Source organism: Psychrosphaera sp. (genome assembly GCF_982872775.1).
The window spans coordinates 118990-135355 of the sequence record NZ_CEYNSH010000002.1; the positions used below are offsets into that span (position 1 = coordinate 118990).

General features: G+C 42.2%; 15 protein-coding genes. 9 read left to right on the forward strand and 6 right to left on the reverse strand.

Annotated features, from left to right (window positions below; all coding sequences use genetic code 11):
• The first annotated feature begins 3 nt into the window (after window positions 1–3).
• Entirely contained in the window at window positions 4–2433 is a 2430-nt protein-coding gene (locus AC4E96_RS01300) for a GNAT family N-acetyltransferase (protein WP_490254665.1), read from the forward strand.
• A 120-nt stretch (window positions 2434–2553) separates the two neighbouring features.
• Complete coding sequence (locus tag AC4E96_RS01305) at window positions 2554–4665, forward strand: glycoside hydrolase family 97 protein (protein ID WP_490254666.1); 2112 nt, start codon at window positions 2554–2556, stop codon at window positions 4663–4665.
• An 8-nt stretch (window positions 4666–4673) separates the two neighbouring features.
• On the opposite strand, the gene trkA is transcribed toward AC4E96_RS01305, so the two are convergent.
• Genes trkA through def form a run of 4 tightly spaced genes read right to left on the reverse strand, consistent with a single transcriptional unit; the run spans window position 4674 to window position 8923 of the window.
• A complete protein-coding gene (gene trkA / locus AC4E96_RS01310; protein ID WP_488032994.1) occupies window positions 4674–6050 on the reverse strand; it encodes a Trk system potassium transporter TrkA in 1377 nt (458 codons plus the stop codon).
• Between the two features lie 27 nt (window positions 6051–6077).
• A complete protein-coding gene (gene rsmB / locus AC4E96_RS01315) occupies window positions 6078–7424 on the reverse strand; it encodes a 16S rRNA (cytosine(967)-C(5))-methyltransferase RsmB (RefSeq protein WP_488032993.1) in 1347 nt (448 codons plus the stop codon).
• A complete protein-coding gene (gene fmt / locus AC4E96_RS01320) occupies window positions 7421–8374 on the reverse strand; it encodes a methionyl-tRNA formyltransferase (RefSeq protein WP_490254667.1) in 954 nt (317 codons plus the stop codon). The genes rsmB and fmt overlap by 4 nt, the downstream gene beginning before the upstream one ends.
• Window positions 8375–8413: 39 nt before the next feature.
• Window positions 8414–8923, reverse strand: coding sequence for a peptide deformylase (def, locus tag AC4E96_RS01325; RefSeq protein WP_488032991.1), 510 nt, complete (start codon window positions 8921–8923; stop codon window positions 8414–8416).
• Window positions 8924–9032: 109 nt separating this feature from the next.
• On the opposite strand from def, the gene AC4E96_RS01330 reads away from it, so the two are divergent.
• The 6 genes from AC4E96_RS01330 to hemF all read left to right on the forward strand — a co-directional run bounded on the left by AC4E96_RS01330 (window position 9033) and on the right by hemF (window position 14211).
• Window positions 9033–10166: a LysM peptidoglycan-binding domain-containing protein gene (locus tag AC4E96_RS01330; protein ID WP_490254668.1), complete on the forward strand. Its 1134-nt coding sequence runs from the start codon at window positions 9033–9035 to the stop codon at window positions 10164–10166.
• A gap of 24 nt (window positions 10167–10190) precedes the next feature.
• The gene (dprA, locus tag AC4E96_RS01335; protein ID WP_490254669.1) at window positions 10191–11480 is read left to right on the forward strand and encodes a DNA-processing protein DprA; all 1290 of its coding nucleotides are present in this window, start codon (window positions 10191–10193) and stop codon (window positions 11478–11480) included.
• A 15-nt stretch (window positions 11481–11495) separates the two neighbouring features.
• Window positions 11496–11969, forward strand: coding sequence for a DUF494 family protein (locus AC4E96_RS01340; protein ID WP_488032988.1), 474 nt, complete (start codon window positions 11496–11498; stop codon window positions 11967–11969).
• Window positions 11970–12086: 117 nt separating this feature from the next.
• Entirely contained in the window at window positions 12087–12623 is a 537-nt protein-coding gene (locus tag AC4E96_RS01345) for a DNA topoisomerase family protein (RefSeq protein WP_488032987.1), read from the forward strand.
• 62 nt (window positions 12624–12685) lie between these two features.
• Window positions 12686–13288 (forward strand): L-threonylcarbamoyladenylate synthase type 1 TsaC, encoded by a 603-nt coding sequence (tsaC, locus tag AC4E96_RS01350; protein ID WP_490254670.1) that lies wholly within the window; start codon window positions 12686–12688, stop codon window positions 13286–13288.
• Window positions 13288–14211, forward strand: a complete 924-nt coding sequence (gene hemF, locus AC4E96_RS01355) for an oxygen-dependent coproporphyrinogen oxidase (RefSeq protein ID WP_490254671.1) — start codon at window positions 13288–13290, stop codon at window positions 14209–14211. The genes tsaC and hemF overlap by 1 nt, the downstream gene beginning before the upstream one ends.
• On the opposite strand, the gene AC4E96_RS01360 is transcribed toward hemF, so the two are convergent.
• Window positions 14212–14673 carry a group II truncated hemoglobin gene (locus tag AC4E96_RS01360; RefSeq protein WP_490254672.1) on the reverse strand — a complete coding sequence of 154 codons (462 nt, stop codon included), beginning with the start codon at window positions 14671–14673 and terminating at the stop codon, window positions 14212–14214. It abuts the gene before it with no gap.
• 17 nt (window positions 14674–14690) lie between these two features.
• Between AC4E96_RS01360 and aroE the strand changes: the two genes are divergently transcribed.
• On the forward strand, window positions 14691–15512 hold the full coding sequence (aroE, locus tag AC4E96_RS01365) for a shikimate dehydrogenase (RefSeq protein ID WP_490254673.1): 822 nt from the start codon (window positions 14691–14693) through the stop codon (window positions 15510–15512).
• Window positions 15513–15543: 31 nt separating this feature from the next.
• On the opposite strand, the gene AC4E96_RS01370 is transcribed toward aroE, so the two are convergent.
• The gene (locus AC4E96_RS01370; RefSeq protein WP_490254674.1) at window positions 15544–16083 is read right to left on the reverse strand and encodes a gamma carbonic anhydrase family protein; all 540 of its coding nucleotides are present in this window, start codon (window positions 16081–16083) and stop codon (window positions 15544–15546) included.
• Window positions 16084–16366: the final 283 nt, after the last annotated feature.

A 16366-nucleotide genomic window follows, 5' to 3' on the forward strand; every position in this document is an offset into this window, starting at 1 on the left:
ATTATGGCGTCGCTTCTAGCGGTTTTTGAATGCCTAAGCGCCCGACAACAACGAGGTGTTATAAGAATATCAGGCGAACCAAAGCGTTCGTCTGAGGTAATAACACGTCAATTATCTGCACTTGAAAAAGCCAAGCCGGAAAGTCTTAATGTGGCTTGGTTCACCCTACCAGAGTCCCTTGTTGATCAAAGCGATACACGAAAGAATGAGTGGCGACTTAAAAAATATAAAACCTATTTGGGTGAAGAATATGATGTCGTTATCATCGATTTGCATCAAGGTCTAAATTTAGAAGCGATAGGAGCCTTGTCTGGAACCATCAAGCTTGGTGGTGCACTGATTCTAATTACTCCTGATGATAAAACTTGGCTAAATCAACCTGATCCGGAAGCTCAACGTATTGCCTCTTACCCTTACACAGAGACGGATATGGGTCATGCTACCCTGCTATACTTTATTCGTTCGATGAAGCAGGCTGAAGGGGTATTTCATTATGAACTCTCGGCTTCTTCAACCAAACTAGAGCTACAAAAACGTGGCGACGTTCTCCACCTGACAAGTAATACTAAAAGCTCGCTTAATACACAGAATCATCGCTATTTAACAGCTGATCAAGCAAATGCTAGTACCAAGCTTAGAAAACAGTTGAGCCAGGACCAAAGCATTACGGTCCTCACTGCTGATAGAGGCCGCGGAAAATCGGCCTTATTAGGTATGACATTGGCTGATTTTACAGCAAGTAATATAGCAAAAGAGTTTAAAGTAGCTGTGGTCTGTGCAAATGCAACATCGCTCAACGTTTTAACTAAACACTATAAAAACAGACTAAAAGAGTTAGCAAAAAGCGGTGTCATTGACGACGATATTACCTCGTACATCGACCACTTGGTTCGACTTGCACCTGATTCCGATTGTTTAAACGATGTTTCAAAAGGCAGTCAATCATCAGAAAAATTTGACTTAATAGTCATCGACGAAGCTGCTTCTTTTCCACTTTCTATTGTAAAAGCAGCTTCAAATCGGACATCAAAATTGGTATTGGCGACGACGGTTCATGGATATGAAGGTACAGGCCGTGGATTTGAATATAAGCTTAAGCCGTTTTTAAAATCGAAAGCCGAAACTAACACTGATATTAGTTATCAAGAAGTCTCTATGCATCAACCGATTCGTTGGTCTGAAGGTGATGGCCTGGAGCAGTGGACTAATGAAGCCTTGCTGCTAAATGCAAACCTGTCGAATGTAAAAAACGTAGATTGGTCAGAGGGAAAGCCTCATCTGAACTTCTTAGAGTTGGACTCAACTTCGATGCTTGATAGTGGCTTAATGAAAGAAGTATTCGCCCTGCTGATTCAAGCGCATTATCAAACAACACCCAGTGATCTTCGCGCCATGCTTGATGCACCGGACATCAAAACACTTGTCGTCACAACCCAAAGTAAAGATGAGCCAAACAAGCCTATTGTTATCGCAACCGCAATGATATCTATAGAAGGTAGGTTACCGGACGAGCTTGGAGAGCAGATTTGGCAAGGCCGACGCCGTCCTCGAGGGCACTTAGCTCCCCAGTCTCTCGTTGCACATTGTGGTTACAAGTCGGCTCATCGCTATCGCTATGCTCGAGTAGTGAGAATCGCTGTCCACCCAGAACTGCAAGGGCAAGGGCTAGGTTCAAAACTTCTAGGACATATTTATTTATCTGCTCAGTCGAAAGGCATAGACTTTTTAGCAACAAGTTTTGGCATAAGTGAGCCGCTTTTGAGTTTTTGGGCAGACAACAGTTTTGTTCCTGTGCGCTTAGGGTTACGTCCGGAAACGTCCACTGGGGATGTGAGCGTATTAATGTTGAAACCTGTTTTACCTATCGATCAGACAAATTCGGAACAAAAAGATCAAAGCCAAAATAAAAGTAACCAGAACTATCGATCCGTTTTAGACCTAAGTCGCTGGAATAAGCGCTTTAAGCAGACTTTAAACGCAGAAATAGGGTTAACTCTTCGAGCCCAATCTATACATGAGGACATTGTCGAGCTATTAACTGTTGATCAAGAAGAGTTAAAGCGGGTTCAATCCTTATCATCTAGTAGGATAGGTAGTTCACCTGGTGACGCCAATAAGCAAGACGCTGAATTTCAATCTTGGACAGAGGAACAAAGTCTTTTAGACATAGAAGCCTTTGCATTTCATTTTCGAAGTGTAGATAGTTGTGTGTTGGCATTTTCTTGGGCACTTTTACAAATTTCTCCTCCCGATAGACCTTTCAACGACAAAGGCCTTAATTCCTCAGCAATTGAGTCAATGCGTTTTTTACGTGGTAAATTTGTCCAAGGTTTAACGAATAAAAAGCTCATCGAAAGATTTCAATTGAGCGGTGAAAAACAACTGATTCAAAAAATGCGCGCCGAAGCCCAATTGCTATTAGCGACGCTCTAGAAGAGATTTGTTTTGTAACTTGAATACGTATGTAATATACGCTCTTTACTATCCGCACAAACCCCGTCCTTATATTCTAATTGAGCAACTATAAAATCAATAAATACAATAGGATCAATCATGCGTTGGATACCAGCTTCCCTGCTCGTTCTGCTAAGTAGTGGACTTTATGCAGAAACCGTAAAGGTGACATCACCGGACGGCAAAATCGTTGTTGAAGTAAATGATGATAATTCGCAACTCGAATATCGAGTGTACTACCAAAATAAACCTGTGATTGAACCTTCACTGTTAGGCTTAGTTTTTAAAGAACAAGCACCGTTCACTGAAGGTTTTAAGATCACAGATTCCAAGACGTCTAGTAATGACAGTACTTGGCAACAGCCTTGGGGTGAGCGTCAAACGGTACGCGATCACCATAATGCGGTGACTATCACTGTAGGTAATGACCAGTTGGTGAACCACCAGCAAGATTCTAGCTGGATTGAGTCGGTATTCTCAGCACAACCAGAAACACTTAACGCGCATTATCGCCTCGAATTTAAAGTGTTTAATGATGGTTTGGGTTTTCGATACACGGTTCCAAATCAACCGGGTTTTGAATCAGTCGAGCTAGTCAAAGAATCAACCGAATTCACGATTGCTAATGCGAGCGATACAACGGCTTACTGGATTCCGGCACGCGGCTGGAACCGTTATGAATATGTTTACAACGAAACACCACTACCAGAAGCGGCTCACATTCACACTCCAGCTACGTTTAAACTGCCTGAAGGCACGCACGTAAGTATTCACGAAGCGGCGCTGACGGACTATGCGGCTATGACGCTTAACCAACGTCGCACCGGTAAATACGTTGCTGACTTAACGCCTTGGTCGGATGGTGTTGCAGTCAAATCTAAAAATGGCCTGCAGTCTTCATGGCGTACCATTCAAATCGCAAACAATGCCGCTGGACTTATCAACTCTGACTTGATCCTAAACCTAAATGAGCCTAACAAATTAGGTGATGTTTCTTGGGTTAAACCGGGTAAATACGTCGGTATTTGGTGGGAAATGCACATCAATAAGTCGACGTGGGGAAGCGGTGAAAAGCACGGTGCTACGACGGAAAACACCAAGCGCTTCATGGACTTTGCAGCTGAGTATGGCTTTGATGGCGTACTAGTTGAAGGCTGGAATATCGGTTGGGATGGTAACTGGTTCTTTAATGGCGATGTATTTAGTTTTACTGAAAGTTACCCTGATTTTGATATCAAGGCTTTATCTGAATATGGAAAAGAGCGAGGCGTGAAGCTTATTGGTCATCATGAAACTTCAGGTAATGTCACTAACTATCGCAATCAAATGCAAGACGCACTCGATTTATATGAATCAATGGGTGTCGAGCAAATCAAAACGGGTTACGTTGCGGACGGCGGCAATATTAAGCGTATTGATGAAAAAGGGATTGTAAGAAAAGAATGGCATGACGGACAGTTCATGGTTAATGAGTACTTACATAACATCACTGAAGCGGCTAAGCGTAAGATCAGTATTAATACTCACGAGCCAGTAAAAGATACAGGTCTGCGCCGTACGTACCCAAACTGGATTGCACGAGAAGGTGCTCGAGGCCAAGAGTTTAACGCTTGGGGTAACCCGCCAAATCCGCCATCGCACATTCCAATGTTAGCTTTCACAAGAATGCTGTCTGGTCCTATGGACTTTACGCCAGGTATTTTTGATATGGGCTTTAATGGTTTAGAAGCGGATAAAAACCGTCCTCAAACGACCTTAGTAAAACAGTTAGCAAGCTATGTTGTTCTGTACAGTCCAATTCAAATGGCGGCCGATTTACCGGAGAACTACCTTGCTAAAAAAGACGCGTTTCAGTTTATTATTGATGTCCCTACTGACTGGACCGAAAGTGTCGCTTTAGCGGGTGAGGTAGGCGACTACGTTGTTATTGCACGTAAAGCTAAAGGCACGGACCGTTATTCAAAAGACGATTGGTTCTTAGGTGCAATCACTAACGAAGATGCACGCCAGGTTGAGGTAGAATTGAACTTCCTAGATGCAAATAAGCAATATGAAGCGCAAATCTATCGCGATGGTGACAACGCTCAATGGGAAACGAATCCTTATGACTATGTTATCGAGACAAAAACTGTGACAGCCAAAGACGTTCTGACATTAAAAATGGCAGAGTCTGGTGGTACTGCCATTCGTTTTAAAGCGTTAGCTAAATAATTGGTCGATTAGAAATAAAGCGCAGTGACTTGGAATAGTTTTTCTACTTCAGAAATGTGCTTTTTATCGACTAGGAATAAAATCACGTGGTCATCGGTTTCTATCACCGTATTATCGTGAGCAATGATCACTTCATTGTTACGAACGATAGCACCGATGGTGGTTTGTGGTGGTAGGTTGAGCTCTTCAACGGTTCGGCCTACTACTTTTGATGTTTTGTTATCACCACGAGCAATAACGTCAATCGCTTCGGCAGCGCCACGGCGCAATGAATATACATTTGAAATATCACCACGACGAACATGAGTCAGCAAGGCTGAAATAGTGGCTTGTTGCGGTGAAATCGCAATATCGACATCTTTACCTTGAACCAGTTCAATGTAGGCACTTCGCTGAATCAGTACCATGGTTTTTTGCGCGCCTAAACGCTTCGCCAACATCGCTGACATGATATTCGCTTCATCGTCATTGGTAACCGCAATAAATACATCCGTTTGATCAATTTGCTCTTCAATTAACAATTCTTGGTCCGATGCATCACCAGCAAAGACGGTTGTGTGTTCAAGTAATTGGCTAATACTTTCTGCGCGTTTTGGATCAAGTTCGATAAGCTTGACTCGATATTGTTTTTCTAGCGCTTTGGCAAGACCACAGCCGATATTACCACCACCAACAATAGTGATTCGCTTGTAAGAGTCTTCGAGTTTTTGTAGCTCTTCCATCACGCGGCGAATATGCTTTGTAGCAGCGACGAAAAACACTTCATCATCGGCCTCGATGACCGTTGAACCAAGCGGTTTTATCGGTTGGCCTTTACGGTAAATCGCCGCAACACGTGTTTCGAGTTCAGGCATGCTCTCTTTTAAGTGAGAGATCGCATAACCTACCAGTTTGCCGCCGTAATAGGCTTTAACAGCTACAAGTGACACGATGCCGTTGGCAAATTCCAAGACCTGCAATGCACCTGGGTAATCTATCAAGCGACTGATGTATTTGGTAACAAGTTGTTCCGGAGCAATGTATTCGTCAACAGGTAAGTCACTGTTTTGAAATAGTTGTTCTCGGTATTGAAGGTATTCTTGAGAACGGATACGAGCAATTTTAGTAGGCGTATTAAAAATACTATAAGCAACCTGACATGCCATCATATTAACTTCGTCACTTCGGGTAACGGCAATGAGCATTTGCGCATCATCCGCACCAGCTTGACGCAAAATATCAGGGTGCGAACAATGGCCGACTACTACATTTAGGTCATATTTATCTTGAAGGGCATTTAACGGTTCTGGGTCGATATCAACGAGCGTAATGTCGTTTTCTTCACCCGACAAGTTCTCTGCTAATGTCGCACCAACTTGTCCTGCACCTAAGATAATTATTTTCATAGTAGTTAATTCGCCAACTTATCGTATTTATTGTTGTTTTTTGATCCGGCAATAATAAAACCCATCCATATTATGCTCACCCGGAAGAATTTGCCAGCCCGGATTTTCGGCTGTTTCATTGGTGTTATATGGATGTGTAATTAAATTCAGTTCTGCGTCCTCTTGTTCTGCTAAAAACGTCAACATCAGATCTTTATTCTCTGATGGCAAAATAGAACATGTCGCGTACAACAATGTTCCGCCAGGCTTTAGCTGAGCCCAAAGGCTATGCAAAATTTCTTGTTGAACGTGAGCCAAGTTGTCTATGTCTTCCGAGCGGCGAAGCCACTTAATGTCAGGGTGACGACGAATAACACCGGTCGCTGAACAAGGCGCATCTAATAAAATACGATCGAAGGCTGGTGTTGCTTCAGGATCGTTACTTAAACCTAACTTTTTCAGTCCGTCATGAACCGTTGAGGGTTGAGTTAAGTCACCACAAATAAGATGGGCCTTGGCGTTCAAACGCGTAAGGTTTTCTTGGACTCGGTCTAATCGGGTCTGATCAATATCTGCTGCCACAACTTGAGCATCAGCAACATCAAGAATATGCAGTGTCTTGCCACCTGGGGCTGCGCACGCATCCAAGACTAATTCGTTGTCTTGTGGCTCTAACAACCAGCCTGCTTGCTGGGCCGCACCATCCTGAACCGCAAACCACCCTTGTTCAAAGCCTGGGATCTTTTCGACTGGCATTGGACGCTCAAGCAAGATACTTTGCAGGTTTGGCATTGGCTGAATAAAGGCAATGTTAGCCTCAGTCAACGCAGCCGTGAATGCATCTACCGAACAGTTTTTGGTATGGACTCGCAACCACATTGGCGAACGTTTTAGGTTGTTAGCCAGTATTGCTTGCCACTCTTGTGGGTATGCACTTTGAAGTCGCTTGATAAACCAAGTTGGGTGACAGAACTCGGTCACGTCATTTTTTATTTTTTTGAAAATGGCTTCTTTATTACGCATGAAATTACGTAAGCAGCCATTGATCAACCCTTTCATACCAGGCGCTTTAAGGCTTACCGCACCTTGTACCGTTTCACCAACAGCAGCGTGTTCAGGAATACGCATCTGATCAAGTTGATACAAGCCAACAATGATCAAATGGTGAAAAACACGTTGTTTAGCCTTCATCTTTTTGGCTAAAAGCTGGTTCGTTATTGCGTCATATTTTGGAAAGTAACGAATAGCGCCAAAGCACATCTCTTGTAACAGAGCGTGGTCTTTTGCTGGCAAACTTTGTTGGGCTTTTGGCAAGGCGTCCGACAAAGATTGACCTTTATCCAAAACCGCTAAAATAACTTCTGCGGCTTTGGCTCTGACATTGACAGTTTTCATTTTAGTACCGTACCTGGCGTAACCCAGTCGCTTCTGCCATTCACAAAATCACCAATAGACATTGGTTTTTTACCTGGTGGCTGCAGCTGAGTAATGTTGATCTGACCTTTAGATGTTGCAACGATAAGGCCGGCTTTATCAGCACTGATAATCGTACCAGGCTCGATATTCGAGTCGTCGCTGTCAATAACGGTGCTTTGCCAAACTTTTACTTTATTACCGGCTAATTGCACGGTAGCAACTGGCCAAGGTTGATAACCACGAATATTTCGCTCGATTTGTTCGGCGCTGTCTTGCCAATTAATCTCAGCTTCTTCTTTGGTTAACTTATGAGCGTAGGTGGCATCTTCATCGTTTTGAGGCTGTGGGTTGATGTTGCCAGCTGCAATATCTTCAACGGTTTTTACCAGTGCAATAGGACCAATTTCTTGAAGCTTTTCATACACAGAGCCACTCGTATCTTCACCTGTGATGGGACAGGTCTCGATGTGCAACATATCACCCGTATCTAAACCAACGTCCATTTGCATAATAGTCACGCCCGTTTCAGCGTCACCCGTTAATACCGAGCGTTGAATTGGCGCGGCACCACGCCATTTCGGTAAAATCGAACCGTGTACATTGATACAACCATGAGTCGGCATATCAAGCACGACTTTAGGTAGGATTAACCCGTAAGCAACAACAATCATTAAGTCAGCACCAAGAGCTTCAAGCTCTTGCTGAGCTTCTTCATTTTTTAGTGAAGCGGGCTGATAAACAGGAATATCGTGTTCGATCGCGACTGACTTAACCGCACTTGGTTGAAGCTTTTTGCCTCGACCTGCTGGTCTGTCTGGTTGCGTGTAACAGGCTATAACGTCAAAGTTTTTAGCAATCAAATGCTCTAAGTGTTTGGCTGCAAACTCTGGTGTACCTGCAAAGATAATTTTTAACGGTGTCGCTGACATGATATTCCTTGGTGTTGATGTGTATCTGTATTAATGAAATTACTGTTTAGCGGCTAATCGCGCTTCTTTGGCCAGTTTTTTCTTAATACGCTCACGTTTTAATGGTGATAAATAATCAACAAACAGCTTGCCGTCTAAGTGATCATTTTCGTGCTGGATACAAATCGCTAACAAACCTTCAGCTTCAAGCTCAAAGGTGTTCCCTTCTCTATCAAGTGCACGAACGGTGACTTTTTCGCCACGCTCAACTTTTGCGTAACAATGAGGGACAGATAAACACCCTTCTTCGTTGATCATTGACCCTTCTTTTTTAATGATTTCTGGGTTGATGAATACGTGAGGTTCGCGTTCTTCATCACCACAATCAGTAACAAATAAGCGTACGTGACGATCAACTTGAGTGGCCGCAAGCCCTACTCCGTTCTCGTCATACATGGTTTCAAACATGTCGTCTACGAGTTGTTTTATTTCGTCATTTACTTCTTCAATTGGCTTCGCAACAGTGCGAAGGCGTTCGTCTGGAAAACGAACTACGTCTAAAATTGCCATAATTCTTCTATGCCTTGCCATTTAACATGATTAGCTTGTAATTTTAACTGTTTAGATTCACTATTAACAGAACAACATGTTGCAAATAATAATAATAGGAAATAAGGGAATGCGTGCACTAATTAGCTTTATTACTTTTACGCTTGTAATTAGTTCACTATATGTAACTTCCGCATTTGCTGACACACTAACTATTCGCGAAGACGCGCCGAAAAGTTATGTCGTAAAAAAGGGAGATACGTTGTGGGATATTTCGAGTCTTTATTTAAACGATCCTTGGTTGTGGCCTAAGCTATGGAAATTCAATCCTCAGATCAAAAACCCACACCTCATCTACCCTGGCGATAACATTAAATTGGTTTATGATGCAGAAGGTAAACCTCAGTTGGTGTTAGGCAAACGCTCGTTAAAGCTTTCTCCACAGAAGCGTGTTAGCTACAAAAGAGATGAGCCTATTCCACTTCTCCCATTACACGTTGTCGAACCTTTTTTAAGTTATGAACAAGCTCTCGATGAAGAGTCTTTAGATGGACTTCCTTATGTATTGGGTACAGATCGCACGGTCAAAAGAGCAATTCCTGGAGACCTACTCTATATTAAAGGTGATTTGAAAGCCGAGCGTAAATTTGCAATTTATCGCAAAGGTAAACAATACATAGATCCGGAAACAGAAGAAAGTTTGGGTCACGAAGCAGTATTGGTAGCGGTGGCTGACTTGATCAGCTCTGGCGATCCAGATAATGGCGTACCAGGTAAGATCAGAATAGTAACGGCAAAACAAGAAGTACGTGCTGGTGATGTCGTTAAGCCAATACGTGAAGGTCAGGATTTACCCGCATTCTTTCGAATGAGACCGATTGAGAGTGATCTTGAAGGACTGATTATTGCAACGCCGTCTGATCTAGCTGGTGTTTCAAAATATGGCGTAGTGGTATTAAACAAAGGTAAGAGTGACGCTGTTGAGCCAGGTCATATCTTGCGTGTTAACCGTAAATCTCCGACGGTGGTTGACCAAGGCTTAGGTCCAAAATACCAAGAAGATGCGACGCGATACGAGAAGTTCGTTGGTAAGGTCAAAAACTTATTTAAGTCTGATGAAGACAAAGGCATTTATGAAATGCCTTATGAACGTGTTGGTCAAGTAATGGTTTTCCGTGTTTATGAGGAAGTTAGTTACGGCATCATCACAGACAACTCAACCCCAGTTTACGTAGGAGATCAAGTTAGTACTCCACAATCGTAGGTTAACCTATGGAGTGCTAGCTCATTGAATACAAATATTATAAGAGAACCAGACACTGAGTCTCCTTGGTTAGATGGTTCTCTTCTTTCTTCAGTTTCAACACCTAATACAACGCCCAAACCATCCCCAAATGAAGACGAAGCTCTAAAGTGGTTAACTCTGCTTCAGTGTCCTCAACTTGGCATTGCGACACTCTCTAAGCTTTCGACGTATTTACCCTCTTTATTAGACGTATATGACTTAAAGAGTCTGGGAGTATTAGATCAAAAAGACAAAAGCAGAGCTGGATCAACACTCGCACTTGAATCAGAAAATACGGCTCAAATAAAGCGACCTCTATTAAGCGAAAAGCAACAAAGTTTTCTTGCGAACTACAGGAATGTTGCTGCAGGTCAACTCGAATATTTACGAGAAAACAATATACATCTGATCTCAATAGAATCTGATGAATACCCTACTCACCTAAAACAAACGAGCCGACCGCCTATCATGCTATTTGGCAAAGGCAATATCGAATTACTCCAATCCGCTCAAATTGCATTTGTGGGCTCGAGAACCCCAACGGCTTATGGAAGCCAAGTGACTCGTCATTTAGTCGAGGAACTTGTGCATAATGGGTTTAGTATTACTTCAGGCTTAGCCTTGGGAATTGATGCGATTTCTCACCAAGCGACGGTAAATGCAGTTACTGCAGGGTTGGCAGGTACTTTTCACAATACGGGCACCATAGCGGTTATGGGGAGTGGCCATCAGCACCTTTATCCCAAACGCCATGCACGATTAGCACAGCAGATTGAAGAATCGAACGGCTTAATACTTAGTGAGTTTTTACCAAATGAAAAACCACAGCAATATAATTTTCCAAGGCGAAATCGAGTTATCGCTGGGCTTTCATTGGGTACGGTTGTGGTAGAGGCTGCAACGAGAAGTGGCAGTTTAATTACAGCGCAACATGCCATCGAAGAGGGGCGAGACGTGTTTGCCGTTCCGGGTAATATCTTTAATGCAGTTTCGGCGGGGTGTCATGAGTTAATTCAACAAGGTGCTAAACTGATTACCTGTGCTGCCGATATCTTAGAAGACTACTCCGAGGTGATCAAAAACCCACCTCAAGTCGTAAAAAAAGTGTTGGCAGAGTCGAATTTGTTAGCTAATGTTGATTATGACACTACGCCTGTTGATGTCATATCACAGCGGTCTAATTTGCCAATGGAAAAGGTTTTAATTGAGCTGTTAGATTTGGAAATTCAGGGTCTAGTAGCCGCAGTACCTGGTGGCTATTGTAGAGTCGCAACCAACTCTAATAATAAATAAACAAAGGGGCCTGTTATGTTTGATATCCTTTTGTACCTGTTCGAAAACATCGTCAATGATAACGCCGAGCTTTGGGTTGATGAAGGTGAGTTAACCAAAGAACTCAAAAAAGCGGGTTTTCATGAAGACGATATTTACAAAGCGTTGATGTGGTTGGAAGACCTAGCAGATCTGCAATCTAATGACATCGCTCCTTTCATTATTGGTCAAACAGACCTTACCACTCGTGTGTATACACAGCACGAAATGATGAAGCTAGACACTGAGTGCCGAGGCTTCTTGTTGTTCTTAGAGCAGATTAATCTTTTAGATGTTGCTACTAGAGAAATGGTCATAGACCGCGTTATGGAATTAGAAGAGACAGGGATAGGTTTAGAAGACCTTAAATGGGTCGTGCTTATGGTGCTATTTAATGTGCCAGGAAAAGAAGCTGCCTTTGAGCAAATGGAAAATTTAGTCTTTGATGAACCATCTGGCTTCATCCATTGATCTTGCAAAAAGTATTCAATCCTTAGATTTTGATAAGACACCAAATAAGTATTGCGTATCTGTATGGAGTGGCTAAGATCCACTCCAACTTCTTTATATCCCAAATTCTAGGAACAAATGACTTCCGACGAGCCGCTAGCCAATACAGACCAAAAACCTGACTGCCCCAAGTGCGGCTCAGAGTTACAAATCAAGTCCAGTAAAACAGGCCCGTTTTGGGGGTGTTCGACCTATCCTTCTTGCGATTATATCAAGCCACTAAAAGCAAAAGCCGAAGTTGCGGTCATGAAAATACTTGACGATGTTTGCTGTCCAGAGTGTGAAGGTGATCTGGCAGTTAAATCAGGGAAATTTGGTATGTTTATTGGCTGCATGAATTACCCCGAGTGTCATTTTATTGTTAAAGAAACAGATGATGAGGATTATGAGCCTGTTCAATGTCCGGTTTGTAAAAAAGGAGAGTTGCATCAGAAGTCGGGTAAAAAAGGTAAGACATTCTATGCTTGCGACCAATACCCTAAGTGTGACTACTTAATTAATGAGCGACCTGTTGCCAAGCCTTGCCCTTCCTGTCACTTCGAATTTTTAATAGAATCTGGCGATAAGTTGAAATGTGGAAATTCGGAGTGCGATTACTCTGAAGTCTGTGATTAAAAGCTAGACTTTTTATCTGAGCATACATAGCAATATTGAAATATAGATTGAATGAGAAAACAATGACAAACCAAACCCTTGACCAGTCTAATGCCGCAAATCTTGATTTACATCAACCTCCAAAAAATGAAATAGAGGCATTATCACGTGGTGAACTTGTTGTATACCCAACAGAAGCTGTTTGGGGAATAGGATGTGATCCTGACAACGAAGAAGCAGTACTTAAGCTATTAGAGGCCAAACAGCGACCTGTGGAAAAAGGACTGATTTTGGTGGCTCAAAATGTTTCTCAGTGCACCGACTATTTTGACTATGAGGCGGTGCCAATTGAAAAAAGAGCTGAAATCTTTTCTTCATGGCCAGGCCCTGTAACATGGTTGTTACCAGCTAAATCCACTGCTCCTAAGTGGGTAACAGGAGGAAGCGACTTTATTGCGATTCGAGTTAGTGATCACCCTACAATCCAAAGAATGTGTAAGGCATTTAATAAACCTATCGTTTCTACAAGTGCCAACATTACAGGTACGCCGGTATGTGAGAAGCTCGAAGAAGCAAAAGAGGTATTTGGAGACAAGGTCGCGTTTTACGTTGATGAAGCGTTAGGTGGGAATACTAAACCTTCCGTTATTAAACATTCTATTACTGGTGAAATATTTAGGAGCTAATGTTGCAAGAACATAAGATGTTAGAACAAGCCAAAGCATTTTTCATGGCATTACAAGACAACATTTGTGATGCGTTAACCCAGCTGGATGGCAAGGCTTTTGAGCAAGAAGAATGGGATCGTGCCGAGGGTGGTGGCGGTCGCAGTCGAGTTTTAAAGGAAGGTCATATATTCGAACAAGCTGGCGTTAACTTTTCCCATGTTTATGGTGAAAACATGCCTGCATCTGCAACGGCTCACCGTCCAGAATTACAAGGTCGCAGCTTTAATGCTTGTGGTGTTTCATTAGTGATCCACCCAAAAAATCCACATATACCAACGACACACGCCAATGTCCGCTTTTTCATCGCTGAAAAAGAAGGGGCCGAACCTGTGTGGTGGTTTGGTGGTGGTTTTGATTTAACACCTTATTATCCTCAAGAAGAAGATGTTGTAAGCTGGCATCAGACAGCTTTTGATTTGTGTAAGCCATTTGGTGAAGACGTTTATCCAAAATATAAAGATTGGTGCGATGACTACTTCTTTATTAAACACAGAAATGAAACGCGTGGTGTTGGTGGCTTATTCTTTGATGATTTGAATCAGTGGGGCTTTGAGCGTTCTTTTGAATTTACTAAGGCTGTAGGCAGTGGCTTTATTGAAGCGTACCGACCTATTGTTGAGCGACGCAAAAATGATACATATAGTGAGGCACAAAGAGAATTCCAGTTATATCGACGTGGGCGATATGTCGAATTCAACTTGGTATATGACAGAGGCACCTTATTTGGACTACAAACCGGTGGCCGAACTGAGTCTATTTTGATGTCGATGCCACCGTTAGTGCGCTGGGAGTACCAGTATCAACCAGAACCTGGAACTTTAGAAGCTAAATTATACGAGCGATATCTAAAGCCACAGGACTATTTAGGTTTAAACAAGTAATTAAGGCTGATTAATCATGTGTTGTGCGAGTTGATCAAATTTGACTCGCAAATCCGCTTTTAACACAGGATCATCACTTAGTACTTTATCCAGCGCCTGTTCCATACAAAACATCCATTGTTCATACATTTTATTGTCAATTGAAAACGGCATGTGGCGCATTCGAAGCCGAGGGTGACCATATTTTTCCATGAAAAGGTTTGGTCCGCCTAACCAACCGCTCAAAAATTCATAAAACTTTTGCCTAATAGCCGTTAATGGTTGTGGGTGAATATCCAGAAGCTCTTTAGCTTTTGAGTTTTGTTCCATTACGTCGTAAAAGGTATTAGCTAGTTGCAGTACCTTTTCTTCCCCCATCCTTTCATATGGCGTAGTCGTCGGACTCAAATGGGATTGGTATTTGGCTTTTGTATTTTCAGTGGTACGCTTGCCTAGCACCCTTTCTTTAATTTGCTTTAACATGTAATGGCTCAATTCGTATGAAACAGTTTTATGTCATTGGAAACCCAATAGCACACTCTAAGTCCCCTATTATACACAAACAATTTGCAGAACAGTTTGGGATCAAAATTGAATATGACCTCAAACATTGTGAATTAGATGCGTTCGAGTCGGATTTAGATGAATTAGTAGCTGCTAAAACTAGTGGAGCTAATGTGACATTACCTTTTAAAGAGCGTGCTTTTGAGTATTGTGATGAAGTCAGTTCAAGAGCGATGTTATCTAAAGCGGTGAATACACTTATTTTTAAAGATGGTAAAACGTTTGGTGATAATACTGATGGTGAAGGCCTAGTGCAGGATTTGTTGTACCATAATGTTCAAATCGAAAATAAAAGAGTGTTAGTGATTGGAGCTGGCGGCGCAACTCGAGGTTGTATTCCTTCTTTATTAGCACAAAGCCCCAAGTCATTAGTAATTACCAATAGAACCATTCACAAAGCAAATCAAATAGTAGAAGAAGTAAAAGAACACGCTCCTACTTCAGTAATAAGTGCAATTCCTGGGTTGGAGCTTGAAGCACATTTCGACATTATTATTAATGCAACGTCTAGTTCGTTAAATGGTGTACTGCCGGGAATACCGGAGCAATTACTCATCAATGCCGATTGCGTTTATGACATGTTTTACAGCAAAGAAGACACCCTATTCCTAAAACATGCAAAACATTGTTATGAAAATGTCAAAGCTATAGATGGATTGGGTATGTTAATAGAACAAGCTGCAGAGGCTTTTAAGATCACCCATGAAGTGCGTCCCGATACGACAATATTAAGGCAGGAATTGAGAGCGATGTTGTAACACCGCTTTCTATATAAAGAACAAAGCTGACCTAACCGTGTTCTTCCAAGTATTCGTCTTTTAGTTTGACGTAATTATGAGCGGACACGGTTAAAAACTTTCTCTCCGCATCTTTAAGTGGCCTTGCTTCTTTTGCAGGGTTACCTACATATAGATAGCCAGAGCGTAATACCTTATTTGGTGGAACAACTGAACCGGCACCAATAATGACATCATCTTCTACTACGACACCATCCATTACGACAGCTGCCATGCCAACTAATATACGGTCACCTAACTGACAGCCATGTAACATCGCTTTGTGGCCAACGGTAACATCTTCGCCTATTATTAATGGGAACCCGTTGGGGTTCGATTCTGATTTACGAGTGACGTGAAGAATACTACCGTCTTGTATATTGGTACGTGCGCCAATGGATATTTTATTAACATCACCACGCGCAGCAACTAAAGGCCAAATGCTTACATCATCAGCCAAATGAATGTCGCCATAAAGAACGGCACTCTCTTCCACATAAACGCCTTTACCCAGTGTCGGCTTTACACCTTTATAAGACTTTAGATTTTTCATAGTTTCTCCAAATATCGATCTCTAGGCCTCAAATATCACACTTTTTATACAAACAAGCCAATACTTATGCGGTTTGTAGCATTTATAACCAAACAATAAACTTTTTGATAAAAGTGCTTGCGAATAAAAATAACCTCCCTATAATGCGTCCTCGTTGTCAGGGAGACATCAAACAGCAAAAAGCAATGCTTTGAGTAGTTTGGTTGAGATTCTAAACGATTTCAAATCTTCAAAAAAGATTAAGAAAAACGTTGACAACAACAAGTCGCAGTGTAGAATGCGC